This is a genomic window from Humitalea rosea, from assembly GCF_003253705.1.
Classification (GTDB): Bacteria; Pseudomonadota; Alphaproteobacteria; order Acetobacterales; family Acetobacteraceae; genus Humitalea; species Humitalea rosea.
The window spans coordinates 79,703-95,345 of sequence record NZ_QKYU01000021.1 but is presented as its reverse complement, the minus strand read 5'-3'; the positions used below and the strand labels follow the sequence as shown (position 1 = coordinate 95,345).

Annotated in this window: 15 protein-coding genes; 11 read left to right on the top strand and 4 right to left on the bottom strand. The window is 70.2% G+C overall.

All coding sequences use genetic code 11. The features are described from left to right. Positions 1 to 248: 248 nt before the first annotated feature. The 7 genes from C8P66_RS17465 (at position 249) to C8P66_RS17435 (ending at position 7,378) form a co-directional block, all read left to right on the top strand. Positions 249 to 1,229 (top strand): Bug family tripartite tricarboxylate transporter substrate binding protein, encoded by a 981-nt coding sequence (locus tag C8P66_RS17465; protein ID WP_111399561.1) that lies wholly within the window; start codon positions 249 to 251, stop codon positions 1,227 to 1,229. An 18-nt stretch (positions 1,230 to 1,247) separates the two neighbouring features. Next, positions 1,248 to 2,228 (top strand): tripartite tricarboxylate transporter substrate-binding protein, encoded by a 981-nt coding sequence (locus tag C8P66_RS17460; protein ID WP_111399560.1) that lies wholly within the window; start codon positions 1,248 to 1,250, stop codon positions 2,226 to 2,228. A 5-nt stretch (positions 2,229 to 2,233) separates the two neighbouring features. Then, positions 2,234 to 3,034, top strand: coding sequence for an SDR family NAD(P)-dependent oxidoreductase (locus C8P66_RS17455; protein ID WP_111399559.1), 801 nt, complete (start codon positions 2,234 to 2,236; stop codon positions 3,032 to 3,034). Between the two features lie 45 nt (positions 3,035 to 3,079). After that, positions 3,080 to 4,186 (top strand): isocitrate/isopropylmalate dehydrogenase family protein, encoded by a 1,107-nt coding sequence (locus C8P66_RS17450; RefSeq protein ID WP_245903645.1) that lies wholly within the window; start codon positions 3,080 to 3,082, stop codon positions 4,184 to 4,186. Between the two features lie 69 nt (positions 4,187 to 4,255). Beyond that, positions 4,256 to 5,563, top strand: coding sequence for a histidinol dehydrogenase (gene hisD / locus C8P66_RS17445; RefSeq protein ID WP_111399558.1), 1,308 nt, complete (start codon positions 4,256 to 4,258; stop codon positions 5,561 to 5,563). 4 nt (positions 5,564 to 5,567) lie between these two features. Further along, positions 5,568 to 6,323 carry an SDR family NAD(P)-dependent oxidoreductase gene (locus tag C8P66_RS17440; protein ID WP_146422934.1) on the top strand — a complete coding sequence of 252 codons (756 nt, stop codon included), beginning with the start codon at positions 5,568 to 5,570 and terminating at the stop codon, positions 6,321 to 6,323. Continuing rightward, positions 6,320 to 7,378, top strand: a complete 1,059-nt coding sequence (locus tag C8P66_RS17435; protein WP_111399556.1) for a LacI family DNA-binding transcriptional regulator — start codon at positions 6,320 to 6,322, stop codon at positions 7,376 to 7,378. The genes C8P66_RS17440 and C8P66_RS17435 overlap by 4 nt, the downstream gene beginning before the upstream one ends. Here C8P66_RS17435 and C8P66_RS17430 read toward each other — a convergent pair. Both C8P66_RS17430 and C8P66_RS17425 read right to left on the bottom strand, forming a co-directional pair. After that, positions 7,372 to 8,493: a hypothetical protein gene (locus C8P66_RS17430; protein ID WP_146422933.1), complete on the bottom strand. Its 1,122-nt coding sequence runs from the start codon at positions 8,491 to 8,493 to the stop codon at positions 7,372 to 7,374. The two genes, C8P66_RS17435 and C8P66_RS17430, sit on opposite strands and share 7 nt — an antisense overlap. Before the next feature lie 61 nt (positions 8,494 to 8,554). Continuing rightward, positions 8,555 to 9,526 carry an SDR family oxidoreductase gene (locus tag C8P66_RS17425; RefSeq protein ID WP_111399554.1) on the bottom strand — a complete coding sequence of 324 codons (972 nt, stop codon included), beginning with the start codon at positions 9,524 to 9,526 and terminating at the stop codon, positions 8,555 to 8,557. Between the two features lie 155 nt (positions 9,527 to 9,681). Here C8P66_RS17425 and C8P66_RS17420 point away from each other — a divergent pair, with 155 nt between their 5' ends. From C8P66_RS17420 to C8P66_RS17405, 4 genes are all read left to right on the top strand, one after another. Beyond that, entirely contained in the window at positions 9,682 to 11,223 is a 1,542-nt protein-coding gene (locus C8P66_RS17420; RefSeq protein WP_111399553.1) for an ABC transporter substrate-binding protein, read from the top strand. A 78-nt stretch (positions 11,224 to 11,301) separates the two neighbouring features. Then, positions 11,302 to 11,562, top strand: coding sequence for a DUF3253 domain-containing protein (locus C8P66_RS17415; RefSeq protein WP_111399552.1), 261 nt, complete (start codon positions 11,302 to 11,304; stop codon positions 11,560 to 11,562). Positions 11,563 to 11,564: 2 nt separating this feature from the next. Beyond that, positions 11,565 to 12,014, top strand: coding sequence for a DUF1499 domain-containing protein (locus tag C8P66_RS17410; RefSeq protein ID WP_111399551.1), 450 nt, complete (start codon positions 11,565 to 11,567; stop codon positions 12,012 to 12,014). Between the two features lie 10 nt (positions 12,015 to 12,024). Then, entirely contained in the window at positions 12,025 to 13,764 is a 1,740-nt protein-coding gene (locus C8P66_RS17405; RefSeq protein WP_111399550.1) for an ABC transporter ATP-binding protein/permease, read from the top strand. Between the two features lie 4 nt (positions 13,765 to 13,768). Here C8P66_RS17405 and C8P66_RS17400 read toward each other — a convergent pair whose 3' ends face one another. Further along, positions 13,769 to 14,656: an alpha/beta fold hydrolase gene (locus tag C8P66_RS17400; protein ID WP_111399549.1), complete on the bottom strand. Its 888-nt coding sequence runs from the start codon at positions 14,654 to 14,656 to the stop codon at positions 13,769 to 13,771. Next, positions 14,653 to 15,480: an RNA methyltransferase gene (locus tag C8P66_RS17395; RefSeq protein WP_111399571.1), complete on the bottom strand. Its 828-nt coding sequence runs from the start codon at positions 15,478 to 15,480 to the stop codon at positions 14,653 to 14,655. The genes C8P66_RS17400 and C8P66_RS17395 overlap by 4 nt, the downstream gene beginning before the upstream one ends. Positions 15,481 to 15,643: the final 163 nt, after the last annotated feature.

The following is a 15,643-nucleotide window of genomic DNA, read 5'->3' as shown; positions in this document are numbered from 1 at the left end:
TCGGGCAGCCACGCCTTGAGGTCCGGAGGCAACAGGAATGCCTGGTCGCGATTGTAGGATACGAAGGTCGCCATAACCGCAGTTTGACAAATCAGAAAGGCAAAGTGAATCCGACAGACTGCTAGGGGGGAGGTTCATATTTTGGAATGGCATTGCACCACATGGAAGTCCGCCCTAGTCCTTGCGGCGGGACAATACCCCCGCGACCGGGGCAGCCGGGCACGGGATGGATATGTGGAGAACGCCAAATGATGCGGATCAACCGCCGGCATGCGCTCGGCCTGGCCTTGGCGGCCGCGGGCGCGACCCGGGCCGAGGCCCAGGCGCCCTGGCCCAACCGCCCCGTCACCTTCCTGGTGCCCTTCGGCCCCGGCGGCGCCTCGGACATCACCGCGCGGGCCATCGGCACGCGGATGTCGCAGAGCCTCGGCCAGTCGGTGGTGGTGGAGAACCGTGCCGGCGCCAATGGCCAGATCGCCGCGCGGCAATTGCTGCGCTCGCCCCCGGATGGCTACACGCTGCTGGTCGGCTCGATCGGCGTCTTCGCGCTGAACGCGGTGCTCTACCGCGACCCCGGCTACGATCCGGTCGCGGATTTCTCGCCCGTCACCCTCGCGGTCACCACGCCGAATGTGCTTGTGGTGAACCCCACGGTCTGCCCCGTCCATACCCTGCCCGAGCTGATCGCCTGGATGAAATCCAAGCCCGGCGAGGTGTTCCACGCGACCAGCGGCAATGGCTCCTCGCCGCATCTGACCATGGAGCTGTTCACCCAGTTGACCGGGGCGGAGGCGACGCATGTCCCCTCGCGCGGCGGTGCGACGGCGGTGCTCGACCAGCTGGCCGGGCGGGTGCAGGTGTCGTTCCAGGGGCTGGGCAGCATCATCGGCCCGGTGCGCGACGGACGGCTGCGCGCGATCCTGGTCACCGCCGCCGAGCGCAGCCCGCTGCTGCCGGAGGTGCCGACCTCGGCCGAGGCCGGGCTCGCCGATTTCGTCGTCAGCTCCTGGCAGGCGGTGATGGGGCCGGGTGGCATGCCCGCGCCGCTGCTGGCCCGGATCAATACCGAGGTGGTGCGCGCCCTGCGCGATCCCGCCGTCGCCCCGGTGCTGGAGGCCGCAGGCTACTCCGTCGTCGGCGACAGCCCGGCCGAATACGCCGCCTTCCAGCGCGCGGAGATCGACCGCTGGCGGCGCGTGGTCACGGCGGCGCACCTCTCCCTCGACTGAGCCAGGAGCACCCACGCCATGCTGCATCGACGCCATTTCCTTCCCACCCTCGCCGCGCTTGGCCTGCCAGCGGCTGCGCGGGCCCAAGCCGCATGGCCCGAGCGGCCGGTGCGGGTCATCGTCCCCTTCCCGCCCGGCGGGAGCAATGATGCTTTGGCGCGGCCGCTGACCGATGCGCTGCAACGCAGCCTCGGCCAGACCTTCGTGATCGAGAACCGCGGCGGCGCCGGCAGCACCATCGGCACCGCCGAGGTCGCCCGCGCGGCCCCGGATGGCTATACGCTGCTGGTCACCTCTTCCACCTTCGCGACCAGTGCCGCGATCCAGACGACGCCTTACGATGCGGCGCGCGATTTCGAGACGGTGGCGCTGCTGGCCACCGCCCCATTGGTGATGCTTGGCGCGCCGGACTGGGCGCCGAACACCATGGCGGAGGCCATCGCCTTCATCCGCGCCAATCCGGGCAAGGTGGATTACGGCTCGGCCGGGCCGGGCAGCATCGGCCACATGGCCGGCGCGCTCTTCGCGCTGCGGGCGGGGGGGCTGGAGATGCAGCACATCCCCTATCGCGGCACCGGCCCGGTGCTGAACGATTTGGTCGCCGGCACCATCCATCTGACCTTCACCACCGTCACCGCGGCGGCCGGGCTGATCTCCTCCGGCCGGGTGAAGCTGCTCGGCTGGACCTCGGAGAACCGCCCGGCGGTCAGCCCCGCCCCCGGCCCCGCCCGCCCGACCCCGCGCGAAAGCGGGCTGCCGAGCTATGAGGCCGGGATCTGGTGGGCGATGCTGGCCCGTCGCGGCCTGCCGCCCGCGATCCGCGCCCGGCTCAATACCGCCACCAATGCGGCATTGGCCGATCCCCGCTTCGCCGCCAACATGGCGAGCGAAGGTGCTGCCCCCGCGCATCTCTCCCCCGAGGCTGGGGATCGTTTCGTGCAGGCCGATCTGACCGCCTGGCGCGAGCTTGCCGCCGCCGCCCATATTCGTTTGGAGTGAGGTTTATGACCCAGAGATTCGCCGGCAAGACCGTCATCGTGACCGGGGCCGGTTCGGTCGGCACCGGCTGGGGCAATGGCCGCGCCGCCGCCGTCGCCTTCGCGCGGGAGGGGGCCACCGTCTATGGCGTGGACCGCAACCTCGACGCCATGATCGAGACCGCCGAGCGCGTCGCCGAGGTCGGCGGGCGCTTCGAGCCCGGGACCTGCGACGTCACCAGCCATGAGTCGATCGCCGCCATGGTCGCGACCGCGCATGCGCGCTTCGGCCGCATCGATGTGCTGGTGAACAATGTCGGCGGCTCGGCCGCCGGCGGCCCGGTGGAAATGGCCGAGGAGGTCTGGGACGCGCAGGTCGATTACAATCTGAAAAGCGTGTTCCTGACCTGCAAGCATGTGCTGCCGATCATGGAGGCCCAAGGGTCGGGTGCCATCGTCAATGTCGCCTCCACCTCCGGCATCCGCTGGACCGGGGCGGCGCAGGTCGCCTATGCGGCCTCCAAGGCCGGGGTGATCCAGTTCTCCCGCGTGGTGGCGGTGCAATATGCAAGCCGCGGCATCCGGGTGAACACCGTGGTGCCGGGGCAGATGCATACGCCGATGGTCGAGGTCCGGCTTGCCGGGCAGCGCGCCGGAGGCGATGCCGCGGCCTTGCTGGCGCAGCGCGTGGCGCGCATCCCGCTGGGCTTTGCGGGCGACGGGCGGGACACCGCGAATGCGGTGGTGTTCCTGGCCTCTGACGACGCGCGCTTCATCACCGGCACCGAGTTGATCGTGGATGGCGGCATGTCGGTGCGCTGCGGCTAGCTGGCCGCCTCCCGCTTCCCGTGCATCATGCGGGAAAACGGGGGGATGACGCGGATGGCTTCCAACACCTTGCGGATCGCGGTGCTGGCCGGCGACGGCATCGGCACCGAGGTCACCGCGGCGACGCTCTCGGTGCTGGAGCCACTGGCCAAGCGGCATGGCATCGGCCTCGCCTATGAGCATCTGCGGGCCGGGGCCTTCTGCTACCGCGACACCGGCACGGCGATGAGCGAGGCGACCTTCGCCGCCGCCGCCGGGGCCGATGCGATCCTGCTCGGCGCCATGGGCTGGCCCGAGATCCGCACCGAGGACGGCACCGAGATCGCACCGCAACTCGATCTGCGGTTCCGGCTGAACCTCTACGCCGGCGTGCGGCCGGTGCGGGCCATCCCCGGCGTGCCGGTCGCCCTGGCCGATCCGCGCGCCCAGGCGCTGGACATCGTGCTGGTGCGCGAAAGCACCGAGGGGCTGTTCCATTCGCGCGGCAAGGGCGTGGTGACTTACGACGCCGCCGAGGAAACCCTGCGCATCACCCGCGCCACCACCGAGAAGCTGGCGCGCTTCTCCTTCGCCCTCGCCCGGCGCCGCGCCGCGACGCGCCAGAAACCGGGGCGCCAGAAACCGGGGCTGGTGACGCTGGTGGACAAGGCGAACGTCTTCCGCGCCTTCGCCTTCATGCGGGGCGTGTTCGCCGGGGTGGCGGAACACTTTCCCGATGTCGCCTATCGCCAGCACTACGTCGATGCGATGGCGCTGGATCTGGTCCGCCGCCCCTGGGACTTCGACGTGCTGCCGATGGAGAACATGTTCGGCGACATCCTGACCGATCTCGGCGCCGGGCTGGTGGGGGGCATGGGCTTCTCGCCCTCGGCCGATATCGGCGACGATCACGCGGTGTTCCAGCCGGCGCATGGCACCGCCCCCGACATCGCCGGCAAGGGGCTGGCGAACCCGACCGCGACGCTGCTCTCGGCGGCGATGATGCTGGACTGGCTCGCCGCGCGCGGCGCCGGCCAGGGGTTTGCCGATGCGGCACAGGAGCTGACCGCGGCGGTGGATGCGGCCTTCGCCGATGGGCTGCGCACGCCGGATATCGGCGGGCGCCATGGCACCGCCGATGCCGCGCGCGCGGTCGCGGCGAAGATCGGGTGATCCAGCGGCCGGGTTGACATTGCCCGGCCGGGGTCCTTCCTTATTGCATACGCATGCAAGGGGAAACCGATGGCCCAGTATCTCAAGCGCGGCCGCGACGCCGATGCCGCCGCCGAGGATGACGCCCGCGTCCGCGCCACCGTCGAAGGCATCCTGGCCGATATCCGTGCCCGTGGTGACGCCGCGGTGCGCGAGCTTTCCATCCGCTTCGACCGCTGGGACCGCGCCGACTACCGGCTGAGCCAGGCCGAGATCCAGGGCTGCATCGCCGAGCTTGCGCCCCGCGACCTGGAGGACATCCGCTTCGCCCAGGCCCAGGTCCGCAACTTCGCCGAGCACCAGAAGGCGGCGCTGCGGGATATCGAGGTCGAGACCATGCCCGGCGTCGTGCTCGGCCATCGCAACATCCCGGTGCAGTCGGTCGGCTGCTACGTGCCGGGCGGCAAATATCCGATGGTCGCCTCGGCGCATATGTCGGTGGTCACCGCCAAGGTCGCCGGCTGCAAGCGCATCGTGACCTGCGCGCCGCCCTTCGAGGGCCGCCCCGCCGCCGCCATCGTCGCCGCCCAGCATCTGGCGGGGGCGGATGTGATCTATTGCCTCGGCGGCATCCAGGCGGTCGGCGCCATGGCGCTCGGCACCGAGACGATCCAGGCGGTGGACATGCTGGTCGGCCCCGGCAATGCCTTCGTCGCCGAGGCCAAGCGGCAATTGTTCGGCCGCGTCGGCATCGACCTGTTTGCCGGCCCGACCGAGACGCTGGTCATCGCCGATGACACGGTGGATGGCGAACTCTGCGCGACCGATCTGCTCGGCCAGGCCGAGCACGGGCCGAACTCCCCCGCGATCCTGCTGACCACATCGGAGAAGTTGGCGCGCGAGACGATGCGGGAGATCGAGCGCCTGCTGACCATCCTGCCCACCGCCGCCATCGCCCGCAAAGCCTGGGAGGACTACGGCGAGGTCATCCTCTGCGAGACCGAGGAGGAGATGGTGCGCGAGGCGGACCGCATCGCCTCGGAGCATGTGCAGGTGATGACCCGCGATCCGGACTACTTCCTGAACAACATGACCAACTACGGCGCGCTGTTCCTCGGCCCCCGCACCAATGTCGCCTTTGGCGACAAGGTCATCGGCACCAATCACACGCTGCCGACCAAGAAGGCGGCGCGCTACACCGGCGGGCTCTGGGTCGGCAAGTTCATGAAGACCTGCACCTACCAGCGCATCCTGACCGATGAGGCCTCGGCCAAGGTTGGGGAATATTGCTCGCGACTCTGCATGCTGGAGGGGTTTGCCGGCCACGCCGAGCAGGCGAACATCCGCGTCCGCCGCTACGGTGGACGCAACATTCCCTACGCCACCGCGGCGGAATAGGGCGGTGCATATCCCGACGACGCCCTCCTTCTCGCTGGAGGGCAAGCGCGCGCTGGTCAGCGGCGCCGGGCGCGGCATCGGGCTGGCCGCCGCCGCGGCGCTGGCCCAGGCGGGGGCGCAGGTGACCCTGCTCGCCCGCACGGGTTCGGAGATCGAGGCCGCCGCCGCCGCCATCGGCCAGGGTGCGACGACACTGGTGCTGGACGTCACCGACCTTGCCGCGACTGGCGCCGCCATCGCGGCGCAAGCGCCTTTCGACGTGCTGGTGAACAATGCCGGCACCAACCGCCCCAAGCCCATCCTCGATGTCAGCATCGAGGATTATGACGCCGTGCTCGGGCTGAACCTGCGCGCCGCCTATTTCCTGGCACAGGCCGTGGTGCGGCGGCTGGTGGGGGCGGCGCGGCCAGGTTCGATCATCAACATCTCCTCCCAGATGGGGCATGTGGGGGCGGCGAACCGCAGCCTCTACTGCGCCTCCAAATGGGGGATGGAGGGGATGAGCAAGGCGATGGCGGTGGAGCTCGCCCCGCATCGCATCCGGGTGAACTGCATCGCGCCGACCTTCATCGAAACCCCGCTGACCAGGCCCTATTTCGAGGACCCGGCCTTCCTCGCCGGCGTGCTGTCGAAGATCAAGCTCGGGCGCCTCGGGCAGGTCGAGGATCTGATGGGTGCGATCGTGTTTCTTGCAGGCGGGGCCTCGGCACTCGTCACCGGCACCTCGCTGGTGGTGGATGGGGGCTGGACCGCGGAATGAGCCAGCGGCGCCCCGTGACGGCGCAGGATGTGGCGCGGCTCGCGGGCGTGTCGCAATCGGCGGTCTCGCGCTGCTTCACCCCCGGCGCCAGCGCCGCACCTCAGATGCGCGAGCGGGTGGAGGCGGCGGCGCGCAGCCTCGGCTACCGGCCCAATTTGATCGCGCGTTCGCTGATCACCCGGCGGTCGCGGATCATCGGGGTGGCGCTCGGCTATCTGCACAACCAGTTCTATCCGGCGGTGCTGGAGGCGCTGTCGGAAGCCTTGCAGGCCATCGGCTACCAGGTGCTGCTGTTCACCGCCCCACAGGAGGGCGACGCCGATCCGCGCATCGCCGATATCCTGCGCTACCAGGTCGATGGTCTGGTGCTGGCCTCGGCCAGCCTGTCCTCGCGGCTTGCGGCCGAATGCCGGGCCAGCGGCGTGCCTGTCGTGCTGTTCAACCGCACCACCGCCGGCGATGACGGCACCGAAAGCGTCAGCGGCGACAATGAAGCCGGCGCCGCGATGATCGCGGCGTTCCTGGTCGCGGGCGGGCACCGGCGCCTGGCCTATGTCGCGGGGCTGGAAAATTCCTCGACCAACCGCGACCGCCAGCGGGGGTTCTGCGCCGCCCTCGCGGCGCATGGCCTGGCACCCCCGCGCATCGTGGCCGGCGGCTATGACCACACGCAGGCCCAGCGCGCGGCGGCGCTGCTGTTCGCGAGCGGCGATCCGCCGGATGCGGTGTTCTGCGCCAATGACCACATGGCGCTGGCGGTGATGGATGCGGCGCGGCACAGCCACGGGCTGCGCGTGCCGGATGATGTCTCCATCATCGGCTTCGACGATACCGCCCCCGCCTCCTGGCCGAGCTTTTCGCTCACCAGCTTCTCCCAGCCCGTGGCCGAGATGGTCGCGGCGACGGTCGGGCTGCTGGTGGCGCGGCTGGCCGATCCGGATGCGCCCGCGCGGCAGCTTGTGCTGCCGGGCGCGCTGGTGGTGCGCGGATCGGCACGGCTGCCGGCGCGCGGGCTGGTCACCGAAGCCGGGCGGCGGATCTGGCGGCCTCAGTGACGCAGCAGCGACAGCACGATCTCCAGCGCGATCAGCACCAGGATCGCGATCTCCAGGATCTCCGCCCGCGCCCCCGCCGCCTCGTCATGCAGGGAGGTATAGGTCTGGCGGATGATGGTCAGCTTGCGATCCACCGCGGCACTGACATTCGGCACCCGGAACAGCTCCATCGCCGCAGCATAGACGCGGGCGAGATACACATCTTCCGTGACCTGCAAAGCATTGTCCACGCGCTCGGCCAGTTCCGTGACCTCGGCCACCAGCGTGTGCAGCCGCCGCGCCAGCCGCGCATAGCGGCGTGAGGCGAGCAGGCTGGTCCGCCGACGCGCCCGCTCCACGAGGTCGCGCATGCGCGGCAATTCCTCGTCCAGCATCTCGTCGTAGCTGCGCATCACCAGCAACTGCGCATTGGCGATTTCCAGCACGTCGGCAACATCGGTCTCGCGCTGCGGCTCGTAGATGAAGGCGCGATCCCAGGTGATCACCACGAGGTCATCAGGGTGGTAGGAGAAGCGCTGCCGCAGCAGGTCGCCGCGCGCGCCATCGGAGAGCGGGCGCTCCTCGCCGGAGAGCAGCGGGACCAGATCCACCCGCGCCTGCAAGGCCTGGGCGCTGAGCGGCCCGCCGAAATCATCGACCACCGCCATCAAATAGTCTTCCTGCAACAGCCGCGTGGTCGGGCGGTCCAGCGCCTCGCCCACCGTCTCCCGCAACTGCGCCAGCAGCCGCTCCCAGACCGACGTCGTGGCCGAGGCGCCGATGGCGATATCCGTGGCATTGCACAGCCGCACGAAGTCCGGCCAGGGCAGTGCCGCGACCGGCAGGCGCAGCGCGAAGGCGGCGATGCCGAAATCATACAGCCGCACCGTCGCGGCCATGACCAGCGACACGCCATCGATCTCGACCGTCACCGCGCCCAGGTCCAGCGCCAGCGGCGGCACCCCGAAGGAGACCGCCTTGGGCGGCGTGCCGACGAGCCGCGCACGGGCGCTGGCCCCCGTCGCGCGCGCGGCCCACAGCGTCTCGGCCCGCTTCAGATCGATTTCATAGGCGAGGTCAAAGAGCCGTAATGCGACCACCTGCCCCGACCGCACCGTCAGTTCGGTCTCCGCCATCTCCGCCTCCATCGTCGGTGCGGATATGCACCATCGGGCGGCCGAACCCCACCCCAAAGGGTCAGCGGTCGGCGTAGCCCCCGATCACGGGCAGGATTTCGCCGGTGATGTAGCTCGACATCTGGGCCGAGGCGAGGAAGACATAGGCGGGCGCGATCTCCTCCGGCTGGGCCGCGCGCTTCATCGGCGCATTGCTGCCGAAATTCTCGATCTTGGCGGGGTTGTCGCTCGGGTTCAGCGGCGTCCAGACCGGCCCCGGCGCCACCGCATTCACCCTTATGCCGCGCGCCATCAGGCTGCCGGCGAGGGCGCGGGTCAGCGCATGGATGCCGCCCTTGGTCATCGAATAGTCAATGATGGTGGAATTGCCCATCAGCCCGGTGACCGAGCCGCTGTTCACGATCGCCGAGCCTTCCTTCATATGCGGCACGCAGGCCTGCGCCATGTGGAAATAGCCATAGAGGTTGGTCTTCACCGTCAGGTCGAAATGCGCCTCGGTGAGATCCTCGAAACGGCTGACGTGGAGCTGGAAGGCGGCGTTGTTGACCAGCACGTCGAGGCCGCCAAAGGCCCCGGCCACCTGCGCCACCGCGGCGAGGCAGAAGGCGCGGTCCGACACGTCGCCGGCGATGGCCAGCGAGCGCTGGCCTTCCTTCTCGATGGCGCGGCAGGTCGCCTCGGCGTCCACCGCCTCCTCCTCCATATGCAGGATGGCGACATCGGCACCCTCCCGCGCGAAGAGCACGGCAACCGCGCGACCAATGCCGGAATCGCCGCCGGTGATGATCGCGCGCTTGCCCGCAAGCTTGCCCGAGCCCTTGTAGTAAGGCGCGTCATACATCGGCGCGAGCGGCAGGTCCGCCTCCAGCCCCGGCTTCTCCAGCGCCGCCGGGGGGAAGGGCGGCTCGGGGTAGCGCCGGGCGCCGGCCTGCATCGCGCCCTGCATCTCCTCCCGCGGGCGCAGCCGGTCGGCCTCGGCGACCTGGGCCTGGATCGCGCGCTGGCGCTTGGCAAGATCGGTCCCATTCGGCATCGGGGAGGCTCCTGGAGCATGTGGCGAGGTCTGCCCTGCAACGGCCGGAGGCCGGCACGGTTTCGATCCGTCACGCAACGGACGCCAAACCGTCGCGGCCAGATCACATGGCTTTGGCACAAGGCGCCCCTTCATGACTGAACGGGGCGCCCCTCATGTTTCGACGCACACTTCTCGCAGCCGGCCTCGCCACCCCCTTCGCCCGGCCCGGTTTCGCGCAAACCGCCGATGCGCGCCCGATCCTGCGGGTGGGTGTGGCCGAGGTGCCGCCGACGCTGGAGCCGGCGCGCGAGCTGTCCAATGTCGGCACCCGCGTCACCTATTCGATCTTCGACACGCTGATCCGGCGCGACTTCCTGGGCTCGCCCGATGGCGGCGGCTCGGGGCTGACGCCGCATCTGGCGACGTCCTGGACCCGCAACTCCCCGTCCGAGCTGGTGCTGACGCTGCGTGAGGGCGTGCGCTTCCACAATGGCGACGTGCTGACGGCCGATGACGTCGTCTACACCTTCACCTCCAACCGCATGTTCAGCGCCGAGCCGCTGATGCGGGAAGCCGCGTCCTATTTCGTGACCCTCGCCTCGGTCGAGGCGCTGGATGAGCGCACCGTCCGCTTCCGCACCCGCGTGCCCGATGTGCTGCTGGAACAGCGCCTCGCAAGCTGGTGCGCCTGGATCGTCAACAAGCGCGCCTATGAGGCGCTGGGCTTTGACGGCTTCAGCCGCGCGCCCATCGGCACCGGCCCGTTCAAGCTGCGGACCCTGCAGGCCGACCAGCAGATCGTGCTGGATGCGCATGACGACTACTTCATGGGCAAGCCCAATGCCCGCGGTGTGGTGTTCCGCCAGATCCCCGAACTCGCCGCCCGCGTCGCGGCCTTGCAGGCGGGCGATGTCGATCTGATCACCAATGTGCCGCCCGACCAGGTCGCGCCGCTGCGCCAGGCCCCCGAGATCGCGGTGAAATCCGTCGTCCTGGCCAATGTGCATGTGCTGACCTTCGACGAGCGCGGCCCGGTGATCGGCGACAAGCGCATCCGCCAGGCGCTGGGCCTGGCGATCGACCGCAAGCTGCTGGTCGAGACGCTGTGGGATGGCGCGGCCGTGGTGCCGCAGGGGCACAACTACCCCGAATACGGCCAGATGTTCCTGGAAGGCCGCTCGCTGCGCTACGACCCCGCCGCCGCCCGCCGCCTGCTGGCCGAGGCCGGCTACAAGGGCGAGGAAATCGTCTATCGCACCATGCCGAACTACTACACCAACGCGCTGCGCGCGGCCCAGGTGGCGATCGAGATGTGGCGTGAGGTCGGCATCAATGCCCGGCTCCAGGTCGTCGAGAATTTCACCCAGATGCGCGCCGCCGGGCAGCAGGTCGGCAACAACTCCAACTCGACCCGCCTGCCCGATCCGCTGGGCTCGATCTGGATCTCCTGGGGGCCGGGCAGCTGGTTCCAGACCTCGGGCGCCTTCGCCACCACCGGGGCCTTCAACACCGCCGGCCGCGCCTTGCAGGCCGAAACCGATCCGGCCGCGCGAAAAGCGCTGTTCACGCAGCTGCTGGATGCCTGGGAGGATGCGGCACCGGGGACGGTGCTGTACCAGCCGGCCGAATTCTACGCGATGCGGAAGGGCGTGAACTGGACGCCCTACACCTTTTACTTCATGGACCTGCGCCCGGATAACCTGTCCTTCTCCTGATGCCGGGCTTGGCACTTGCGTCCGGCGTGGCAATGGCCATACCGGGCGCATGATCCATGACCTGCCCCGGTGGCGCCCATGACCGCCGATGCCGCCATCCCCGAGGCCATCCTCGCCCTGACCACCGCCGCCGGCCCGGGCAAATCCATCTGCCCGACCGAGGTCGCCCGCTCCCTGGAAGCGGAGGAAGCCGCCTGGCGCCCGCTGATGGGCCGCGTCCGCCGCGCCGCCCTGGCCTTGCAGGCCGAGGGGCGCATCGACATCCTCCGCAAAGGCAAGCCGGTCGCGGCGGAAGCGGTCCGTGGCGTGATCCGGCTGCGCCTGCGCCAGGATAGCTGACCATGCCCAATGCGCTCTCGCTGCTATTCGGCTCGGGCGCCGGGGGGCTTGGGGCGCCGGTGCCGCTCGATCTGGCAAATCTCGTGCTGCCCGGCTCGCCCAATACCTGCCTCGCCGCGCCGGAGGGCGCGCCGGGGCCGAAGCCGCACCGCATCCTGGCCCCCTTCCCGGTGGGGCAGGGCCGGCTCTGGGCCGCGGTGCAGACCGTGGCCGCCGCACGCCCCCGCACCACGCTGATCGCCGCCTGGCCCGAGCGGCTCCAGGCGCAATGGGTCGAGCGCAGCGCGCTCATGAACTACCCCGACATCATCGTGGCGCAGCTGCTGCCCCAGGGCGATGCCGCGACCGGGCTCGCGCTCTATTCCCGCAGCCTGCTCGGCCATTCCGACTTCGGCGTGAACGCCCGCCGGGTCGAGGCGTGGATCGCCGCCCTCACCTCCCAGCTTTCCTAGGACCTGTCCCATGGGCGATCGTACCGACTGGCTCTCCGACGCCTGGCGGCTGACCCGCCCCTATTGGAGCAGCGAGGAGAAGTGGCGCGCCCGCGGGCTGCTCGCCGCCGTCGTGGCGCTGAACCTGTCGCTGGTGGGGATGAGCGTGCTGCTCACCTATTGGCAGAACGCCTTCTACAACACGCTGCAAAACAAGGATCAGGAGGCCTTCTTCGGCCTGCTGCTGCTGGGCCGCACCACCGCGGAGGGCAGCTTCCCCGGCTTCAGCCTGATCGCCGTGGCCTATATCGTGATCGCGGTCTATTCGCTCTATCTGCGCCAGGCGCTGGAGATCCGCTGGCGGCGCTGGCTGACCCAGCGGATGCTGGATGACTGGCTGACCGGCCAGGCGCATTACCGCATGTCGCTGCAGGACGGCGCCACCGACAACCCCGACCAGCGCATCGCCGAGGACAGCCGCCTCTTCGTCGGCAACACGCTCTCCCTCGGCCTCGGGCTGATGAATGCGGTGGTGACGCTGTTCAGCTTCATCTTCGTGCTCTGGGGCCTGTCTGGCAGCATCGAGGTCTGGGGCGTCACCATCCCCGGCTACATGGTCTGGGTGGCGCTGATCTATTCGGCGCTCGGCACCTGGCTCGCGCATCTGATCGGCCGCCCGCTGATCCAGCTCAGCTTCCTCCAGGAAAAGGTCGAGGCCGACTTCCGCTACGCCCTGGTCCGCGTCCGCGACGGCGGCGAGGGCATCGCGCTGCATGGCGGCGAGGCGGATGAGAAGCAGGCGCTGGAGGAACGCTTCGACATCGTGCGCGGCAACTGGTGGTCGATCATGACCGCGACCAAGCGCCTCACCTTCTTCACCGCGGGCTTCAGCCAGGTCGCCAGCATCTTCCCGATCGTGGTCGCCTCCCCCGCCTATTTCGCCGGGCTGATCCAGTTGGGCGGGCTGATCCAGACCTCCAGCGCCTTCGGCCAGGTGCAGGGCTCGCTGTCCTGGTTCGTGGACTCCTACCGGACCCTGACCGACTGGCGCGCGACCGTGCTGCGGCTCTCCGGCTTCAACCTCGCGATCGCGGAGGCCAATGCCGCGACCGGCGGCCCGGTCGTCACCACCAATGGCGGCGCCGGCGTGGTGCTGCACGACCTGACCCTGGCGCTGCCGGATGGGCGGGTGCTGATGCGCGGCGCCGATGGCACGATCGCGGGGCCGGGGGAGCATGTGCTGATCACCGGCGCCTCCGGCAGCGGCAAATCCACTTTGTTCCGGGCCCTGGCCGGCATCTGGCCCTTCGGCAGCGGCGGCATCGAGCGGCCCAATGGCGGCCGCGCGCTGTTCCTGCCGCAGCGGCCCTATCTGCCGCTCGGCTCGCTGAAGCGCGCGATCTGCTACCCGGACCATGCGAGCCTGCACACCGATGCGGCCGTCGCCGAGGTGATGGAGGCGACCGGGCTCGGCGCCCTGATCCCGCGCATGCATCAGGAGGAGGTCTGGGACCGCCGCCTCTCCGGTGGCGAGCAGCAGCGCGTCGCCATCGCCCGCGCCCTGCTGCTGCGCCCCGAATGGCTGTTCCTGGACGAGGCGACCGCGAGCCTGGATGGCGAGGCGGAGGCGCTGCTCTACGGGCTGTTGCGGGAGCGGCTGCCAGGCACGGCGCTGGTCTCGATCGCGCATCGCCCGGCGCTGGCCCGCTTCCACGACCGTGGCTGGAGGGTCGCCGATGGCCGACTGACCGAGGCGCCGCTGCCGGCCTGAGACATTATCGGGCCGGGAAGCCCATGTGCTCCCGCAACAGGCCCAAGGCCAGCGCCGGCGCCTCCAGATCCAGCAGATGCCCGATCCCCTCCACCTTGACGAAGCGGGCGAAGGGGATGGCGGCGGCGATCGCCTCGCCGACATAGGGCGGGTTCACCGCATCCTTGGCTCCGGTCACGACCAGGGTCGGCGCCAGCACGCGCGGCGCGAAATCGACCACCACATCCACGAGATCGGCACAGCGCGCGGAGCCCATCAGCCCCGGCGCCGTCGTCTCCAGCAGCACGCCGCGCACCAGCTCGGCCACGACGGGCCCGGCGGCGCGGGAGACCAGGGTCGAGGTGCGCATCCGGGCGAGCCCCTCGCCGCCCTCGGCGATGCTGGCCGCGCGCAGCGCCAGCATCATCGTCCGCGCCTCGGCCCCCCGCCAGCGCTCGCCCCGGCTGGGGCCGAGCAGGCTCAGCGTCGCCACCCGCTCCGGGTGGCGCGCCGCCAGCGCCGTCGCGACCAGCGCGCCGAAGGCCACGCCCACGACATGCACCCGCCCCGCCTCCCCCAGCGCCTCCAGCAGCGCCAGGGCCGCATCGGCATAGGCCTCGCCCGAGGGGGCCTCGGCCAGGAAGGGGTCGCTCAACACATAGCCGGGCGCGTTCCAGGCGATGACCCTCGCATCCGGTGCCAGCCCCGCCAGGAGGAAGCGCATGGCCGCGCTATTGCCCGCGACGCCATGCAGCAGCAGCACCGCCGGGCGTTGCCCCGCCTCTTGGCCCGCCTCTTGGCCCGCCTCCCGCCACGACAGCACGGGTCCGGCGAGGCCAAGCCGCGCGGCATCCACGGTGGTGATGCTGACATCAGGCAGCGCCGGGATGGGCGTGCCGTCGGGATGGATCATGCGGGGTCGTCCCAGGGGGGGCTCTCGTCCAGATCCGGCTTCCGCCCGCGGCGCATCCGCCCGCGGGACAATTCGGTGACGACGCCATGCAGCGTGCGGAGTTCCTGCGTCGTCACCTCGCCGCGCTGGAACCAATGCGCGAGGTTGCGGACCATCCCCGCCCGCTTGGCCTGGTTGTCGAGGAAGCCGGAGGCATCCAGCTCCACCATCAGCCGCCCCAGCAGCCCATCGACCTCGCCCTTGTTCGCGACGCGGGTCTCGTTGGTCATGAATTCGCGCGCGGGCGTCGGTTCGGTCGCCGTCCACCATTCATAGGCGAGGATCATCACCGCCTGGGCGAGGTTCAGCGACATATGCGCGGGGTTCAGCGGGTAGCGGACCAGCGTGTCGGCGCAGGCCATCTCCTCATTGTCGAGGCCGGCGCGTTCCGGGCCGAACAGCACCGCGGCCCGCAGCGGGCGGGCGTTGATCTCGCGCAGATCCTCGGCCGCGGCGCGGGCAGTGCGGACGGGGATGACGATGTGGCGCGGGCGCGGGCAGGTCGCGAAGACGCGGTGGCAATCGGCGACCGCATCGGCGACGGTCGGATGGATGGTCGCGGCGTCCAGGATCTTGTCGGCGCCGCTGGCGGCGCGCCAGGCATAGGGCTGCGGCCAGCCGTCGCGCGGGGCGACGATCCGCATATGGAACAGCCCGCCATTGGCCATGGCGCGGGCGGCGGTGCCGATGTTCTCGCCAAGCTGGGGGCGGACCAGCACGATGATGGGGCTTTCACCCGGGGGGGGCGCCAGCTCGGCACCGCCCTCACGGCGGCCACCAGTCACGAACAATGTTCCTTCATGCGCCGCCCATGCCCCGTGGGGCGGGGCGGCGCAAGGGGTTCAGCGTGGCAGGCGACCCAGCAGCGCGCGCATTTGCGCGATCTCCGGTTTTCGGCGAGGCGGTGGATTTCGTGATCCCTGCCATGGCGTGGGGACGACCCGGCGC